The organism is Pseudomonas sp. BF-R-01, assembly GCF_019946615.1.
Taxonomy (GTDB): domain Bacteria; phylum Pseudomonadota; class Gammaproteobacteria; order Pseudomonadales; family Pseudomonadaceae; genus Aquipseudomonas; species Aquipseudomonas migulae.
Genome location: NZ_JAGYFX010000038.1, coordinates 1 through 16,398 on the forward strand (window position 1 = coordinate 1; position 16,398 = coordinate 16,398).

The 16,398-nt window shown below is 59.9% G+C and carries 11 protein-coding genes; 3 read left to right on the forward strand and 8 right to left on the reverse strand.

The genetic code is table 11. The features are described 5' to 3' along the window. The first annotated feature begins 24 nt into the window (after positions 1 to 24). Positions 25 to 1,011 (forward strand): GTPase, encoded by a 987-nt coding sequence (gene yjiA / locus KGB27_RS15785; RefSeq protein ID WP_223555237.1) that lies wholly within the window; start codon positions 25 to 27, stop codon positions 1,009 to 1,011. A 95-nt stretch (positions 1,012 to 1,106) separates the two neighbouring features. Here the strand turns inward: yjiA and KGB27_RS15790 are convergent, their stop codons facing one another. The 5 genes from KGB27_RS15790 to KGB27_RS15810 all read right to left on the reverse strand — a co-directional run bounded on the left by KGB27_RS15790 (position 1,107) and on the right by KGB27_RS15810 (position 9,540). Beyond that, entirely contained in the window at positions 1,107 to 1,796 is a 690-nt protein-coding gene (locus KGB27_RS15790; RefSeq protein WP_223555239.1) for a GntR family transcriptional regulator, read from the reverse strand. 25 nt (positions 1,797 to 1,821) lie between these two features. After that, positions 1,822 to 2,526 carry a FadR/GntR family transcriptional regulator gene (locus KGB27_RS15795; RefSeq protein WP_223555242.1) on the reverse strand — a complete coding sequence of 235 codons (705 nt, stop codon included), beginning with the start codon at positions 2,524 to 2,526 and terminating at the stop codon, positions 1,822 to 1,824. Positions 2,527 to 2,578: 52 nt separating this feature from the next. Next, positions 2,579 to 3,892, reverse strand: a complete 1,314-nt coding sequence (locus tag KGB27_RS15800; RefSeq protein WP_008040326.1) for a C4-dicarboxylate transporter DctA — start codon at positions 3,890 to 3,892, stop codon at positions 2,579 to 2,581. Positions 3,893 to 4,219: 327 nt separating this feature from the next. Continuing rightward, positions 4,220 to 5,473, reverse strand: a complete 1,254-nt coding sequence (gene glyA / locus KGB27_RS15805) for a serine hydroxymethyltransferase (RefSeq protein ID WP_008028869.1) — start codon at positions 5,471 to 5,473, stop codon at positions 4,220 to 4,222. A gap of 218 nt (positions 5,474 to 5,691) precedes the next feature. Then, complete coding sequence (locus KGB27_RS15810) at positions 5,692 to 9,540, reverse strand: bifunctional diguanylate cyclase/phosphodiesterase (protein ID WP_223555244.1); 3,849 nt, start codon at positions 9,538 to 9,540, stop codon at positions 5,692 to 5,694. Between the two features lie 283 nt (positions 9,541 to 9,823). Here KGB27_RS15810 and ettA point away from each other — a divergent pair, with 283 nt between their 5' ends. Next, the gene (gene ettA / locus KGB27_RS15815; protein ID WP_008028865.1) at positions 9,824 to 11,488 is read left to right on the forward strand and encodes an energy-dependent translational throttle protein EttA; all 1,665 of its coding nucleotides are present in this window, start codon (positions 9,824 to 9,826) and stop codon (positions 11,486 to 11,488) included. A gap of 346 nt (positions 11,489 to 11,834) precedes the next feature. Further along, on the forward strand, positions 11,835 to 13,172 hold the full coding sequence (gene gdhA, locus KGB27_RS15820; protein WP_223480578.1) for an NADP-specific glutamate dehydrogenase: 1,338 nt from the start codon (positions 11,835 to 11,837) through the stop codon (positions 13,170 to 13,172). Here gdhA and KGB27_RS15825 read toward each other — a convergent pair. The 3 genes from KGB27_RS15825 to KGB27_RS15835 form a co-directional block, all read right to left on the reverse strand. Then, positions 13,169 to 13,663, reverse strand: a complete 495-nt coding sequence (locus tag KGB27_RS15825) for a GreA/GreB family elongation factor (RefSeq protein ID WP_223555246.1) — start codon at positions 13,661 to 13,663, stop codon at positions 13,169 to 13,171. The two genes, gdhA and KGB27_RS15825, sit on opposite strands and share 4 nt — an antisense overlap. A gap of 70 nt (positions 13,664 to 13,733) precedes the next feature. Further along, positions 13,734 to 14,090 carry a hypothetical protein gene (locus KGB27_RS15830; protein WP_008028859.1) on the reverse strand — a complete coding sequence of 119 codons (357 nt, stop codon included), beginning with the start codon at positions 14,088 to 14,090 and terminating at the stop codon, positions 13,734 to 13,736. Between the two features lie 277 nt (positions 14,091 to 14,367). Further along, entirely contained in the window at positions 14,368 to 16,221 is a 1,854-nt protein-coding gene (locus KGB27_RS15835) for a DUF4105 domain-containing protein (RefSeq protein ID WP_223555248.1), read from the reverse strand. Between the last annotated feature and the right edge of the window lie 177 nt (positions 16,222 to 16,398).

Here is a 16,398-nt window from a genome sequence, read left to right on the forward strand (position 1 = left end):
GGCTCCTACAGTTTTTTTTAGCGTATGGGAGATTTTCGATTGTTCACACCAATCCCGGTCACGATCCTCAGCGGCTTCCTCGGCGCCGGCAAGACCACGCTGTTGCGCCACCTGCTCAAAGCCGAGCACGGCCTGAAAATCGCCGTGATCGAAAACGAATTCAGTGACGCCGGCATCGACACCCAACTGTTGGGCGACGAGCCGGTGCAAGTGATGACGCTGTCCAACGGCTGCGTCTGCTGCACCATCCACACCGACCTGACCAAAGCGCTTTACCTGTTGCTCGAACGCCTGGACAGTGGCGAAATCGCCTTCGACCGTCTGGTGATCGAGTGCACCGGCCTGGCTGATCCGGCACCGGTGGCGCAAACCTTCTTCATCGACGAAGAACTGCGTGAGCGTTACATCCTCGACGGCATCATCACGTTGGTCGATGCAGCGCACGCCGACGTACACCTGACCCAAACCATCGCCCAGGCGCAGATTGGTTTTGCCGACCGCTTGCTGGTGAGCAAACGCGATCTGGTGGACGAGCCGACCTTCACCGCGTTGAGCGAGCGCCTGACCCGTATCAACCGTCGCGCGCCGATTCGCGTGGTCGACCACGGCCAGATCGATCTGGCCGAACTGCTCGATGTGCGCGGCTTCAACCTCAATGCCGACCTGGGTGGCGGCGTGAGTTTGCGCCCGGTCAGCAAAGCGCCTTCCATCGACCGCATTTCCAGCCTGGTGCTGCGCACCGACAAGCCGCTGGATATCGACAAGCTCAGCGAGTTCATGAACGAACTGCTGGAAGAACATGGCAAGCAGTTGCTGCGCTACAAAGGCGTGCTGAACATCCTTGGCGAGCCGCGGCGCATGGTGTTTCAGGGTGTGCTGAAGTTGTATGGCTTCGACTGGGACACGGAGTGGGCAGAGGGCGAGGCGCGGGAAAGTGTGATTGTGTTTATTGCCGATGAATTGCCGGAAGAGAAGATTCGCGAGGGGTTTGCGCGGGTGGCGGCGGATTGAATCGTTTCGTTGGTCAGTGATAACGCCTTCGCGGGCAAGCCTCGCTCCTACAGTCGGTGATATCCGTAGGAGCGAGGCTTGCCCGCGAAAGCGATCTAACCAGCAACACGATCCTGACTAAGCCCAAGTCCTGAGTTCAGCAATATTTCCTCAAGATCATCCAGGTGCCCGCTTAGCAGCGAGACCGCCTTCACCGCATCCCCACGCGCCACCGCATCCAGAATTGCGGAATGCACCCGCCAATCGCAATAACCCTCCACCGATACATCAAACTGCGCAATCGCCAGTGAAGTGAGTGGCACCAGGCTGCCCAGAAAATGCGCCAACGGTGCATTCCCCGCCATTTCGGCCAGCTGCAGATGAAACGCCCCCGCCAACCTGATCGCCGAGCCATGCGCGGCACATTGGCGCTCGCGATCAATCAACCCACGCAGACACTTCAAGTCTTGCGCACGGGGCTGCTGGCACGCCAGCCGCACCACCGTGGTTTCGGTCAGCCGCCGCGCATGCAGCGTCTGCCGGACTTGCTCATGATCGAGCGCAGCGACTCGGGGACGATGGTGAGTGCGCAACACGATGATCTGCTGATGGGACAGCTGCGTCAGCACCCCGCGCATGTCACTGCGGCGAGCGCCGAACATCTGCGCCAGGCTTTCTTCGGTAAAGCGACTGGCCGCATCGATGCGCTGTTCAAGAATGGCGTCGAAGACTCGCGAGTAGAGATCATCCGTCGGCGCGGGGAAGGGCAGGGCAACAAGAGTTTGCGCTGAAGCGAAGCTGTTCATGGCCTGTCTCCGGTTCCAAGAGGGTTCAACTGCCGAGGTTGTCGTCCGGGATATTCAATTCGATGCCCATCCGCTGGCCTTCGCGAAGAATGTGCCGACGCATTTCGGCACTCGCCAGGGCGCTGTTTTTGCTGCGGATCGCGCGTACCACGGCTTCGTTTTCTTCGAGGCGTTCGGCCAGATGCTCGGGGGAGTTGCGCAGCACCTCGGCGCTTTGCTTGAGGGCGTTGCTGGTCTGCTGTACCACGCTCTGGAAAATCGGGTTCGAGGTCAGCGTGAACAGCTCTTCGTGGAACGCGATGTAGGCGTTGACCCCGGCTTCGCTGTCGTTCGCCTCCAGGGCTTCGCGCATGTCCATCAGGGTCAGGCGCAATTGTCCGACTTCCTTGCTGCTGATCGACTGCGCCACCAGGCCGACGATAAACGGCTCAAGGGTGTAGCGCAGTTGCAGCACGTCTTCCAGGCTCGCGCCGGCCACTGCACTGTCGTGGCTTTGGCTGTCAGCCAGTTGGGCATCGAGCACCACCACGCCTTTGCCCGGCATCGAGCGCACCAGGCCGAGGGTTTCCAGGACGATGACCGCCTCGCGCAGGCTCGGGCGGCTGATGCCCAGTTGCTCGGCCAGTTCACGTTGCCCCGGCAGCATCTCGCCGGAGCGCCATTGCCCACGTGCCAGCGCAGCACGAAGTTTTTCCACTACTGAATTTACGACGGTTGACGAGGTAATCACTGTTCGCTCCAAGTCGCGATAATGTGCCCGCCCAAAGGCAGGCACACGTTGTTTAAAATTCCTGCTGGTGCGCGGGCGCGACCGGTTTTCGAGGCTGGAAGGTATAACCCACCTGACCGGAAAGCACCTTGTTTGCGCGTTGGATATCGATGTCTTTTTCCCATCGGGCGATGGCCACGGTGGCCACGCAGTTGCCGATCAGGTTGGTCAGCGCGCGGCCGATGCCCATGAACCAGTCCACCGCCAGTACCAGCACCAGACCGACCACCGGAATCGCCGGGATGGCTGTCAGTGTCGCTGCCAGAATCACCAGTGCCGAGCCGGGAATCCCGTGAGCCCCTTTGGAGGTGATCAGCGACACCAGCAAAATGGTCAGCAAATCAGTCATGGCCAACGGCGTACCGGTGGCATTGGCGATGAACACAATGGCCAATGTCAGGTAGATCGAAAAACCGTCGAGGTTGAATGAGTAACCGGTGGGAATCACCAACCCGACCGTTGAACTGCCGATGCCCAGGTGTTCGAGCTTGCGCATGATTTGCGGCAGCACGGCGTCGGACGAGGCGGTGCCCATGACGATCATCAGTTCTTCGCGCAGGTATTTGAGCAGTGGCCACATGCGCAGGCCGGACAGGCGCATCACCAGGCCGAGAATCAGCGCCACGAACGCGACACACGTCAGGTAGAAAAGACCGACCAGGCTGCCCAGGTGTTGCAGGGAGTCCAGGCCATATTTGCTGGTGGTGAAGGCAATTGCGCCGAACACGCCGATCGGCGCCAGGCGCACGATCATGCCCATGATGCGGAAAATCACGTGGCTCAGCTCATTGATCAGCCGGGAAATGCCCGACGCGGCTTCGCCCACCAGGTTCAGTGCGCTGCCGAACAGCACTGAAAACAGCAGGACCTGCAGAATGTTGTTGTCGGCAAAGGCGCCGATCACCGAAGTCGGAATCAGGTCCATCAGGAACTGCGTAGTGGTGTGCATGTGCTGGCCGCGCTGGGCGATGTCGCCCATGTCGGCGGCAGACAGCTGCTCCAGATGAATGTTCGCGCCGCTGCCGATGCCGGTGCTGAAGGCGAACACCAGGCCAATCACCAGGGCGATGGTGGTCAGCACTTCGAAGTAGATCACCGATTTCAGGCCGATGCGCCCGACCTTCTTCAGGTCGCCGGCACCGCTGATGCCGCTGACCACCACGCAGAACACGATCAGGCCGATGAGCATCTTGATCAGTTTGATGAAACCGTCGCCGAGGGGTTTGAGCTGGGCGGAGTATTCGGGAAGGGTCAGCCCGCAGACGATGCCGAGCACCAGTCCGAGAACCACTTGAAGGAAGATTGAACGCGAGCACCATCTGAGCATGGGAGGAATCCTGGTCGGTGTCCTGGCTGCCGTGCGCTGCGCGCATCAGATTCAGGACTTAATTATTGTGGTCTTACCGGTATGTCCAGTGCAGGCGCAGTCTACGCCGGATTTTTTTACGATTACAAGTGAAAACCTGAAAATTGGCATGACCGGTCTGACCAGCGAAGCTGGGTGTGTAGGAGCCGGCTTGCTGGCGATGGCGCCCAAAAGATCAATGCAAGGCTCAAGAACAAGCGCTCCAGCCAGCCGGCACCCACAAATCGCAGGCGAAAAAAAACCGGCCATCACTGGCCGGTTTTTTCTAACTACGGTCTAGCGGTGCAATTAAGCGCCGTACACCGGCAGCTTCTTGCAGATAGCCTTGACCTTCTCACGAACGGCGTCGATCACCGCTTCGTTGTTCAGGTCAGCCAGGATGTCGCAGATCCAGCCGGCCAGCTCTTTGCACTCTGCTTCCTTGAAGCCGCGAGTGGTCACAGCCGGGGTGCCGAAGCGCAGGCCGGAGGTGACGAACGGGGAGCGTGGATCGTTTGGCACGGAGTTCTTGTTCACGGTGATGAATGCTTTGCCCAGAGCGGCGTCAGCGTCTTTACCGGAGATTTCCTGCTTGATCAGCGACAGCAGGAACAGGTGGTTTTCAGTACCGCCGGAAACCACGTCGAAACCGCGCTCGATGAAGACGCTGGCCATGGCCTGGGCGTTTTTCACCACTTGTTGCTGGTAAGCCTTGAACTCAGGCTGCAGCGCTTCCTTGAAGCAGATCGCTTTAGCTGCGATCACGTGCTCCAGCGGGCCACCCTGGGCGCCCGGGAATACTGCGGAGTTCAGCTTCTTCTCGATGTCGGCGTTGGCGCGAGCCAGGATCAGGCCGCCACGTGGACCGCGCAGGGTCTTGTGCGTGGTGGTGGTCACGACGTCAGCGAATGGCACCGGGTTCGGATAGACGCCAGCGGCGACCAGACCGGCCACGTGGGCCATGTCGACGAACAGGTAGGCGCCAACCTTGTCAGCGATTGCGCGGAAGCGCGGGAAGTCGAGGATCTGCGAGTAAGCAGAGAAACCGGCCACGATCATTTTCGGCTTGTGCTCAACGGCCAGGCGCTCGACTTCGTCGTAGTCGATCAGGCCATTGGCGTCGATGCCGTACTGAACGGCGTTGTACAGCTTGCCGGAGGACGAAACGCTGGCACCGTGGGTCAGGTGACCACCGTGAGCCAGGCTCATGCCCAGGATGGTGTCGCCAGCTTGCAGCAGGGCCAGGTAAACGGCGCTGTTGGCTTGCGAACCGGCGTGCGGCTGAACGTTGGCGTAATCGGCGCCGAACAGTTCTTTGGCACGGTCGATGGCCAGTTGCTCAACGACGTCGACGAACTCGCAACCACCGTAGTAGCGCTTGCCCGGATAGCCTTCGGCGTACTTGTTGGTCAGTACCGAGCCTTGAGCTTCCATCACCGCAGGGCTGGTGTAGTTTTCCGAAGCGATCAGCTCGATGTGTTCTTCCTGGCGCTGAGCTTCTTGCTCCATGGCGGCAAAAAGATCGGCGTCGTACTTGGCAATAGTCAAATCACGGCTGAACATGGCGGTCCTCAAGGATCGGGGCAGAAAAGGGGGGCATTCTAACCCAATGGGATTTAGATGGCATATGAAAGGGCATCATGTCGCAGACAAGTGGTGTTCATGCAGGAATCGGCGGCGATCGTGCCGGCCTCTTCGCGGGCAAGCCTCGCTCCTACAGTCGGTGATATCCGTAGGAGCGAGGCTTGCCCGCGAAGGGGTCATCTGCAGCACTACAAATTTCAATCGAACATGAACAACGCATCATTACTGAACTGCGCTTCAAACCGGCCCGCCGGCATCGGCCGCCCGAACAGGTAACCCTGAACCTCATCACAGCCATGCTCACGCAGAAAGTCCAGTTGCTCATGGGTTTCCACGCCCTCGGCGATCACCGCCAGGTTGAGGCTGTGGGCCATGGCAATGATTGCCCGGGCGATCTGCGCATCCTGTTCACCCGACGGCAAGCCATCGACAAAGGTTCGGTCGATCTTCAGCACGTCGATCGGGAACTGCTTGAGGTAGTTGAGCGACGAATAACCGGTGCCGAAGTCGTCGACCGCGATGCTCAGCCCGAGGTTTTTCAGCCCGGCCAGAATCTGCATCGCCTCGCTGACTTCGCGCATCAGGATACTTTCGGTCAGCTCCAGTTCCAGGCACGCCGGTGGCAGGCCTGTTTCCTTGAGGATGGTGGCGATCCGTGTGCCGAGCTGGCCGTCGGAGAACTGCCGGGCAGAGATGTTTACCGATACCTTCGGCACCCGCACCTTGGCCTGATGCCAGGTCTTGAGCTGACGGCACGCCTCGCTGATCACCCAGTCGCCGACGTCCACCACCAGACCCAGTTCTTCGAGCACCGGAATGAAATCCCCCGGCGGCACTAGGCCACGGCGCGGATGACGCCAGCGCAGCAAGGCTTCGGCGCCGGTCAGGCGTTTGCCGTCGCCGCTGAATTGCGGCTGGTAGTACAGAACGAATTCGTTCTGTTCCAGGGCGTGACGCAAGTCGCTTTCCAGCTCCAGGCGCTCGAGGGCGCTGGCGTTCATGTCCGCCTGATAGAACTGGAAGTTGTTCTTGCCGCGTTCCTTGGCGTGGTACATCGCGGTGTCGGCGTTCTTCATCAGCTGACTGAGTTCGTTGCCGTCCTGCGGGCTCAGGGCGATGCCGATACTGGCGGTGACGAAGAATTCGCGGCCTTCAAGCACGAACGGTTTCACCAGGCTGGCGAGAATCTGTTCGGCCACGTGAATCGCCCGATTGAGGGCGATTTCACGGTTGGCCCGCGGTTGCAGGAGCAAGGTGAATTCGTCGCCGCCCATGCGCGCCACGGTGTCGTCGTCATCGACGCAACCGAGCAGGCGCGTGGCCATTTCCTTGAGCATGCGATCGCCGGCGGCGTGGCCCAGGGAGTCGTTGATCGGCTTGAAACGGTCGAGGTCGAGGAACATCAGCACCACCCAGGACTTCTGCCGTTCCGCCGATTGCAGCGCGGTGTGCAGGCGGTCCTGGAATAGCGTGCGGTTGGGCAGGTGCGTCAGGGCGTCGTAATAGGCGAGGCGGTGAATCCGTTGTTCACTGGCCTTGCGCTCGCTGATGTCGCTGAAGAAACACACGTAACTGGCCAGATCGCCTTCATCGTCGAGCACCGCCGTGATGCCGACCCACGCCGGGTAATGCTCGCCGTTACGACGCCTGAGCCAGACTTCGCCTTCCCAGGTGCTGTGCTGATTCAATTGCTTGAGCACATAGCGCAGGTGCGCTTCCTGCTGCTCGTCGACGGTCAGCATGTTCGGCAACTGGTCGAGCACTTGCTCCACCGCATAGCCGCTCACGCGACTGAACGCTTCGTTGGCCTGCACGATGTAGCCTGCCGGGTCGGTGATCAGGATCGCCGACGTCGAGTGTTCGAATACCGTGGCCGCCATGCGCAGGTCTTTCTCGGCGCGGCGTTGCTGGCTGATGTCGCGACCGACACCGAGCACGCCTTCGAAGGCACCGTGTTCGTCCCAGACCAGCACCAGCCGCAACTCGATCGGAATCTTGCGCCCATCGGCACGCAGGCAGTCGAACAGGAACAGTTGGGTCTGCACCTGGCTGCGCAACAGCGCCAGTTGGTCGGGTTTGCCCAGCGCTTTGCTGACGCGGTCCATCAGGTTGTAGATGCCGGTCAACTGTTGCGGGTTGGCGATGGTCGACTGCCAGCCGTTCTGGAAAATCCAGTCGGTGTCGTAGCCCAGCACGGCTTGCACCGACGGGCTGACGTAGTTGAGCGAGAGCTTGCTGTCGGTGGAGAAAATCACGTCGCTGATGCTTTCGGCGAGCATCCGGTAGCGCTGCTCGCTGTCGCGCAGGGACTCACTGGCCTCGATTTGCTCGGTGATGTCCTTGGCCACGCCGATGATCCGTGTGACCTGGTCGTGTTTGTCCCGCGCCAGTGCCTGTTCACGAATATCGAAACGCCGCCATTTGCCGTTGCGGTGACGGAAGCGCAGTTGGCATTGCAGCAATTGCGTATAGCCCGCGTGCCGCTGGGTCTGTCGCGCGCGGTGGTAGTGGTCGGCATCTTCGGGGTGCAGCAGGATTTCCCAGAAGTACTCGCCCATCTGGTGCAGCTCGGTGCGGTTGTAACCGAGTGTCTGGCCCAGGTGGTGGTTGCTGAAGATCATGCGCTGGCTGATCACGTCCTGGACGTACAAATGATCCGGCACGGTGCGCACCACGTCGGACCAGAACCCTTCACGCTCAAGCAGCGACAGTTCGATGAGCTTGCGACTGGTGATGTCGCTGATGCTCAGGATCACCGCTTTATAGTCGTCCTGGTTTTCCGGCAGGCGCATCACCAGCCACAGGTGTTGATCGCGGCCATTGGCGTCTTGCAGTTTTATTTCCAGCTCGAACTGTTTCTGCTGGTTGAGTACCGCTTCGAGCACTTGATTGCCGATGGCGGTGCCATCCAGCGGATTGCCGTCGATCAGCAACTTCCAGGCTTGCTCACAGGAATTGACGTTGAGCAGTTGCAGGGCGACCTGGTTGACCTCGGTGATGCGCAGTTCCTGCAACAGTTGCTGGCGCTGTTCCGGGGTTTCCAGCCAGGCTTGCAGGTGTTCGGTGCTGAGCAACTGGTTTTTGTCGAAGACGTTCTTGAGGCCAGACACGTCGAGCACGCACAGGGCGACGCCGGTGCCTTCGAAAATATCCTGATAGCGCCGGCGACCTTCACTCACCTGGCGCTGACGACGGCGTATGTTCAACAGGGCGATCAGCGGCAGCAGAGAGAGCGCCAGCCCCAACAGGCATTTACCGATAAACGCCGGCAGCAGTTCTTCGATCACACGTTGCCGGTCGAACAACCCGCGCAGTTGCCAGTCGCTGCCGGTCAGGGGGACCGTCAGCACGCTGTTGGCCACATCATTCGCGGTCAGCTCGCTCGGCTTGGCCAGGGGCTGTGAATCATCGCGGCTGATGACCTGGTGATTGACGCGGTTTTCCACCAGCCACATTGGGCGGATGCCGGCCTCGCCTGGTTTGGTCAGTGACGAGAAAAAGCTCGGCGTCAGGCGCAGGACCCAATAGCCCCGAGAGCTGCCGCTGGCTTGATGCAGCAACAGGTGCACCACCGAACCGTTATCGGCGTTGCTGAAATAATGTGCCTGGGTACGGCTGCGGCGTACCAGTTCGACGAGGTAGTCGGCATCGTCGCTGTCGGTGGTGGTGTCGCTGATGACTTTTCCTGAGGGGCTCAACAACGCGAGGCTGCGCAGGTCGGGCAAGGACTTTTGCAGCTTGCGCAGCAGCTCCTGCTGTTCGTCGGCGCTTTGCGGCTGTTCGACGATCGGTAGCAGGTTGAGGGCGATCTGCGCATTGAGCGACATGTTCAGGCTGACTTGCGCCGCCAGATCGGCGGTGTAGTCGATGGTGTATTGGCGCTGGTTTTTCTGGGTTTCGCGCAGCTGATCCAGCAGTTGCCAGAACAGCAACGCGAGCAGCAAAAGCACGAGTGTCGCCAGCGCGCCCTTTAATGTTCCGCGCAGGGGGGAACCGGGCACAGCAGTCGGTGCACGGGTGGTCAAGGGCGGAGTGACATTAGACAAACTGTAATCCTGCGATTTAGCTGGACTGGCGCGACGTGCACTATAAGCCGGACGCCCGGAGGGCGGCTAGCATGCCTTGAGTTGTGGCAAAGTGCCAGACCCTCCCGGCTGGACTGCCTTCTGTCAATAAGGTAGCTTTGCCGGTTACGCGGGAGCGTTCCAGCTCCTAGAATCAGGTTTTTTCAGCGCGCAGCATTGATACCTATCAGTCGTCGACGCGCACGGCCTGGCCGGGCATCGCCTGCGCTCCAATCATTCATCTGTCACTGACCCAAGGTTCTCCATGGCTCAATACGTCTTCACCATGCATCGGCTGGGCAAAGTTGTTCCGCCGAAGCGGGAAATCCTGAAAAACATTTCGCTGTCCTTCTTCCCCGGCGCCAAGATCGGCGTGCTCGGCCTCAACGGTTCGGGTAAATCCACGCTGCTGAAAATCATGGCCGGCGTCGACACCGAGTTCGAGGGCGAAGCCCGTCCGATGCCGGAGTTGAACATCGGCTACCTGCCACAGGAACCGATCCTGGACCCGACCAAGACCGTGCGTGAAGTGGTCGAGGAAGCGGTCAGCGTGATCAAGAACGCCCAGGCACGCCTGGACGAGGTCTACGCGGCTTACGCTGATGAAGATGCCGACTTCGACAAACTGGCCGCCGAACAGGCCAAGCTCGAAGCCATCCTGCAAGCCAGCGACGGTCACAACCTGGATCGCCAACTGGAAGTCGCCGCCGATGCGCTGCGCCTGCCGGCCTGGGATGCCAAGGTCGAATTCCTTTCCGGTGGTGAAAAGCGTCGTGTGGCCCTGTGCCGCCTGCTGCTGTCCGCACCGGACATGCTGCTGCTCGACGAACCGACCAACCACCTGGACGCCGATTCCGTCGCCTGGCTGGAACACTTCCTCCACGACTTCCCGGGCACTGTCGTTGCGATCACGCACGACCGTTACTTCCTGGACAACGTTGCTGGCTGGATCCTCGAGCTCGACCGCGGCGCCGGTATCCCGTACGAGGGCAACTATTCGGGTTGGCTTGAAGCCAAGTCCGATCGTCTCGCTGCCGAATCCAAGCAGCAGTCGGCCCACGAAAAAGCCATGAAGGAAGAACTGGAGTGGGTGCGCAAAGGCGCCAAGGCCCGCCAGTCCAAATCCAAGGCACGTCTGCAACGCTTCGAAGAAATGCAATCGCAGGAATTCCAGAAGCGTTCGGAAACCAACGAGATCTACATCCCGGCCGGTCCGCGCCTGGGTGACAAGGTCATCGAGTTCAAGAACGTTTCCAAGGGCTATGGCGATCGCGTGCTGATCGACAACCTGTCGTTCTCCATGCCTAAAGGCGCCATCGTTGGCGTGATCGGCGGTAACGGTGCCGGTAAGTCGACGCTGTTCCGCATGCTGATGGGCAAGGAACAACCGGATTCGGGCAGCATCGAAGTCGGCGAAACCGTGCAACTGGCCTGCGTCGATCAGAGCCGCGAAGACCTGGACGGCAGCAAGACTGTGTTCCAGCAAATCTCCGACGGTTCGGATCAGATCCGCATCGGCAACTACGAGATCCCGTCGCGTACCTACGTCGGTCGCTTCAACTTCAAGGGCGGCGATCAACAGAAGTTCGTCAAGGACCTGTCCGGTGGTGAGCGCGGTCGCTTGCACCTGGCCCTGACCCTGAAAGAGGGCGGCAACGTCCTGCTGCTCGACGAACCGTCCAACGACCTCGACGTTGAAACCCTGCGTTCCCTGGAAGAAGCCCTGCTGGACTTCCCGGGCGCCGCCATTGTGATCTCTCACGATCGGTGGTTCCTTGACCGCGTCGCGACGCACATCCTGGCGTACGAAGACGATTCGCAAGCGGTGTTCTTCGAAGGTAACTACACCGAGTACGAAGCCGACCGCAAGAAACGCCTCGGCGAAGCGGCTTCCCAACCGCATCGTGTACGGCACAAGAAACTGGCCTGATTTCGGGTTGGTTGCATGAAAAAACGGAGCCTTCGGGCTCCGTTTTTTTTCGCATTTTTTCAGGTGTACCGAGGTGCATTCATCGCGAGCAAGCTTTGCTCCTACAGGGGACGCGATCAACTGTAGGAGCAAAGCTTGCTCGCGAAAGCGGAATCACTACTGGTGCATGATCCAATTTGTGAATCCCTTTTTAGGTGCGAAATCAGCCTGAAAATGGAGATTATTTATATCCTGCGCACCATTTAATTTCATAAACGCGACATTTTGCTCTATTACTGTGCGCACTCCGTTTGCTAAAGTCCGGCCCAATCTCTTCCAACGACAATAAATTTGCCGAGACTTTTCCATGATCGAATCCGTCGAAACCTTCCTTGCCCGACTGAAAAAACGCGACCCGGACCAACCTGAATTCCATCAGGCCGTCGAAGAGGTCCTGCGCAGTCTGTGGCCATTTCTCGAAGCCAATCCGCATTATCTGACCTCCGGCATTCTGGAGCGGATCTGCGAGCCGGAGCGGGCGATTGTGTTCCGTGTTTCCTGGGTCGACGATCACGGCAAGGTGCAGGTCAATCGCGGGTTCCGCATCCAGATGAACAGCGCGATCGGTCCGTACAAGGGCGGCTTGCGTTTCCATCCATCGGTGAACCTCGGCGTACTGAAATTCCTCGCCTTCGAACAAACCTTCAAAAACTCCCTGACCTCGTTGCCCATGGGCGGTGGCAAGGGTGGCTCGGACTTCGACCCGAAAGGCAAAAGCGACGCGGAAGTCATGCGCTTCTGCCAGGCCTTCATGAGCGAGTTGTACCGCCACATCGGTGCAGACGTTGACGTGCCGGCCGGCGACATCGGCGTCGGTGCCCGCGAGATCGGTTTCCTGTTCGGCCAGTACAAGCGCCTGAGCAACCAGTTCACCAGCGTGCTGACCGGCAAGGGCCCGAGCTATGGCGGCAGCCTGATTCGTCCGGAAGCCACCGGTTTCGGCTGCGTGTACTTCGCCGAGGAAATGCTCAAGCGCAGCGGTGAAGCCGTCGAAGGCAAGCGCGTAGCGATCTCGGGTTCCGGTAACGTTGCGCAGTACGCGGCGCGCAAGGTCATGGACCTGGGCGGCAAGGTGATTTCGCTCTCGGACTCCGAAGGCACGCTGTACTGCGAAGCGGGTTTGACCGAAGAACAGTGGCTGGCGCTGTTGGAGCTGAAAAACGTCAAGCGTGGACGGATCAGCGAGCTGGCCACGCGTTTCGGTCTGGAGTTCCGTGCGGGTCAGTGCCCGTGGGATCTGGCGTGCGACATCGCGCTGCCCTGCGCCACTCAAAACGAACTGGATGCCGATGCCGCGCGCACGTTGCTGCGCAACGGCTGCATCTGCGTGGCGGAAGGCGCGAACATGCCGACCACCCTGGAAGCCGTGGACCTGTTTATCGAGGCCGGGATTCTGTTCGCGCCGGGCAAGGCGTCCAACGCCGGCGGTGTCGCGGTGAGCGGGCTGGAGATGTCGCAGAACGCCATGCGTCTGCTGTGGACCGGCGGGGAAGTGGACAGCAAGCTCCACGGGATCATGCAATCGATCCACCATGCGTGCGTGCATTACGGCGAAGAGAACGGCCGCATCAACTACGTCAAAGGCGCGAACATTGCCGGTTTCGTCAAAGTCGCCGACGCCATGCTCGCCCAGGGCGTGGTTTAAGCCGGTTCGATGCAGATGATTTCGATCGTCTGATCGCCCGCCGGGCGTTGCCACAGCACCTCGTCGCCGAGTTGCGCCCCAAGCAATGCCCGGCCCAGCGGTGAACCCCAGTTGATCAGGCCCGCAGACGCGTCGGCCTGGTCTTCACCGACCAATTGCACGGTTTGCTCGGTGCTGTGCTCGTCGGCGAAGGTCACGCGGCTGCCGATCTGCACCTTTTGCGTTGAACTGGCGGCGGTCACGACCTGAGCGCTTTGCAGGCGCTGATTGAAGTAGCGCAAATCCCGCTCAAGGTCCACCAGGCGTTGCTTGTCGGCCTGTTCGCCTTGGGCCGATTGTTCATTGTGCAATTGTTGCAACCCGGCGACTTTTGCCTGCAACTGGGCAAGGCCTGCGGGCGTGACGTAATTGGGCTGCGTGCTGACCTGCCGTTCGACGGGCTGATCAACTTGCGCGGCGGCGTTATCTTCATTGACGAAGGCGCGACTCATGGTTTCCTCCCGTTATGAGGTTTAGGCCATGGTCACAGGCTTTTAGTTTCGGCGGATGTCTGTCAGCGACTCATTGCGAGCGAAACGCACGGGCGGCGTCCTGATCTTTCTGCTGTTGCCAGGCTTTTTCACGTTCGTCCCAGTGATGGCTGCGATAGTCCTCGCGGTCTTCGCTTTCGCGCATGGCCTGGCATTGGCGGAAACCATCGCTCCAGCCTTCGGCGTATGGCTTGTCCTTGAGATACCGCGGCACGTTCTTGCGAAATTCACCGGTGATCGCCCCGGCAGCCTGTCGACCACTGCTGCAGCCGTCATCGAAACCATCGGCGAAGGCCGGAGGATAACCCTTGGCAATCAGGTCTTCGTGAGTCGTCTGGCAACCCGCGCACAACAGCAACACACCCACCACACCCACACAACGCCACATCTCGGACTCCCGGCCGTTCAACGGCCTATGGTTCAAGTCTAGAAGTGCATTCGTGAGACCTTCGTGAAAGGCCTGTGATGAATCCGTTGAACAACACAGATCCCTTGTAGGAGCCGGCTTGCCGGCGATGGCATCAACACGGTCGCTCAGTTACACCGCAATGACGCCATCACCTGTAGGAGCCGGCTTGCTGGCGATCGCATCGACACGGTGTATCTGAATCACCGCAGTGATGCCATCGTCGGAACGCCGCCCGCAGCAAGCCGGCTCCTACAGGTCAGTAGTGATACCACTTCAGCTCAAGCATCACTTCATTCTCAGGTGTGGCCAGATGGCTGAATTCGCGCTGGGCGCTCAGACGCAGACCCAGGTTGCGCGACAATTCCCACTGCTGGTTCAGACTCAAACTACGGCGCACTTCGCCATTGGTGAAGAAATCCCCCTTGGCCTCCAGGCTGAAATTGCCCAGCGGGTTCTTCCATAGCACACCGCTGTTGAAACCCGCCGCGGGGGCGATGAAACCGGCGAAGTCGTTATTGTGTTCGACGCGCACGGTGCCCAAGGCAAAACCGAGCATGTCGTCGCCCAGTTGCCACGTGCCGCCACCACCGCCGTTGACATGACTGACGAGGGTTTCATCGTCATGTTTGCCCGGCACCCGCTCCAGGCCGCCGGTGACCTGCCACGACAGCGGTTGCAGCAGCTCGTTGCGCGGGGTCAGGGAGCGAATGGTCGCCAGATCCAGTTGCTGCAACTGCCACTGATTGCCTTCGTACTGGCGCAGTTTCATTTGCAGGATTTCGATCTGCGCGCCGAGGGGAAAGCTTTCCGAGTTGTCGTTGAGATCGTGATACGCCATGCGCAGGCCATATTCACCGAAGGCCTTGTCGCCCCGGGTGCCGAGGCCGGCCTGCCAGGTGCGCGATTCATGACCATCTTCGGGTAAGCCCGGTTGGGGGATGTCCAGCTCCGGCGCCGGGTTCTGGTTGATCGCCCGCAGCAATTCAAAACTGCGCTGAGCCCGCTGCGGGTCGCGTTCCTGGCCGTTGGCGCGGTAGCGTTCGAGTCGGTAAGCCGCGTCGATGATCAGCGCCTGACGTTCGCGCGGTTGGGCCTTGAACGCCGGTTCCTGCAACTGTTTCTGATCGGCGCTGACTTTCAGCACCCATTGCTGCTCTTCAGGATTCAACGGTTCGGCGCGGCTCAGCAGTTCGCGTTCGCGGGACGGCCGATACTGGATGGATTCCACCAGGCCGGCTTCTTTCACCGCTTTGACCGTGTCGGTGGGAATGGCGGTCAGCGGGAATTGTTCGGTCAGGCGCAGGCTTGGACGCGCCACTTGCAGCAGTTCCAGCAGGCGATAGGAGCAGTTTTCGTCGAAGAAGAAATAGTCGAACTGGATCTGCTTGAGTTCCCAGACGTGCTCGACCATGCGCTCGGTTTCCTGCTGCGTCAGGTTCAGCCGGTATTCCCACAGGTCACGATTTTCGAGGCTGCGGTATTCCGAGAGTTTTTCCTGATACGGCACCAGCGCAAACAGGCCCGGATAGCCGCCCATCAAACCTTTCCAGGCGTAGAGAATGCTGTTGTCGGAACCTTCGATGTAGGCGCCGAAGTTGATGGCGTAGCTGAGCAATGACGTCTTGTCGCTCTGCACATCCGCCTGATCGATGCGCAGCAGCGTGTGGCCGAACATCGATGACGGACTGTTCAAGTAGGCTGCCGGGAAAATCATCACCGCGCTGTGGGGCGAGACATCCTTGAACCATTGCTTGAATTCGGCACATTCCAGGGCCGGCAAGTCAGTCAGGTTAAGTTGCGCCTTGAGCCAGCGGGTACGCGCCGGGTAGACACATTGCGCATGCTTTTCGCCGGCACTGGCCGGTGCGTACAGCGCCTGTACGGTGGCCGCCAGTTCGTGGTCGGGGTGTTCGTTGCCATCGGGCGCCAGAAAGAACTTCCTGTCGCTGACATAGCTGCGCCAGCCACCGAGCTTGGCGGTTTCGTAATGCCCCAGGGAAATCCAGAAGGGGTCGTTGGCCAGTTGCTGCAAACGTTGATTGTCGATGTGAGGCGCGGCGGACAGCGGGGCGCAGACACAGAGCGCCAGCCAGGCAAGGCGTTTGAGCATAGTGGGCAACTTAAGTCGAAAAAAATAAAGACCCGGTACGGAAGATCCGTCCTTGTAGGAGCCGGCTTGCTGGCGATGGCAGCGCCGCGTTGTATCTGGACAACCGCGTTGATGCGATCGCCAGCAAGCCGGCTCCTACAATTGAACGGTATGGCCGAAAGAGGGCAGGTCCAAAAA

Bases quoted from the DNA above. Each gene is read 5' to 3' on its own strand.
- yjiA (WP_223555237.1), top strand. From the start codon at position 25: ATGGGAGATTTTCGATTGTTCACACCAATCCCGGTCACGATCCTCAGC.
- KGB27_RS15790 (WP_223555239.1), bottom strand. From the start codon at position 1,796: ATGAACAGCTTCGCTTCAGCGCAAACTCTTGTTGCCCTGCCCTTCCCC.
- KGB27_RS15800 (WP_008040326.1), bottom strand. From the start codon at position 3,892: ATGCTCAGATGGTGCTCGCGTTCAATCTTCCTTCAAGTGGTTCTCGGA.
- glyA (WP_008028869.1), bottom strand. From the start codon at position 5,473: ATGTTCAGCCGTGATTTGACTATTGCCAAGTACGACGCCGATCTTTTT.
- ettA (WP_008028865.1), top strand. From the start codon at position 9,824: ATGGCTCAATACGTCTTCACCATGCATCGGCTGGGCAAAGTTGTTCCG.
- gdhA (WP_223480578.1), top strand. From the start codon at position 11,835: ATGATCGAATCCGTCGAAACCTTCCTTGCCCGACTGAAAAAACGCGAC.
- KGB27_RS15825 (WP_223555246.1), bottom strand. From the start codon at position 13,663: ATGAGTCGCGCCTTCGTCAATGAAGATAACGCCGCCGCGCAAGTTGAT.
- KGB27_RS15830 (WP_008028859.1), bottom strand. From the start codon at position 14,090: ATGTGGCGTTGTGTGGGTGTGGTGGGTGTGTTGCTGTTGTGCGCGGGT.
- KGB27_RS15835 (WP_223555248.1), bottom strand. From the start codon at position 16,221: ATGCTCAAACGCCTTGCCTGGCTGGCGCTCTGTGTCTGCGCCCCGCTG.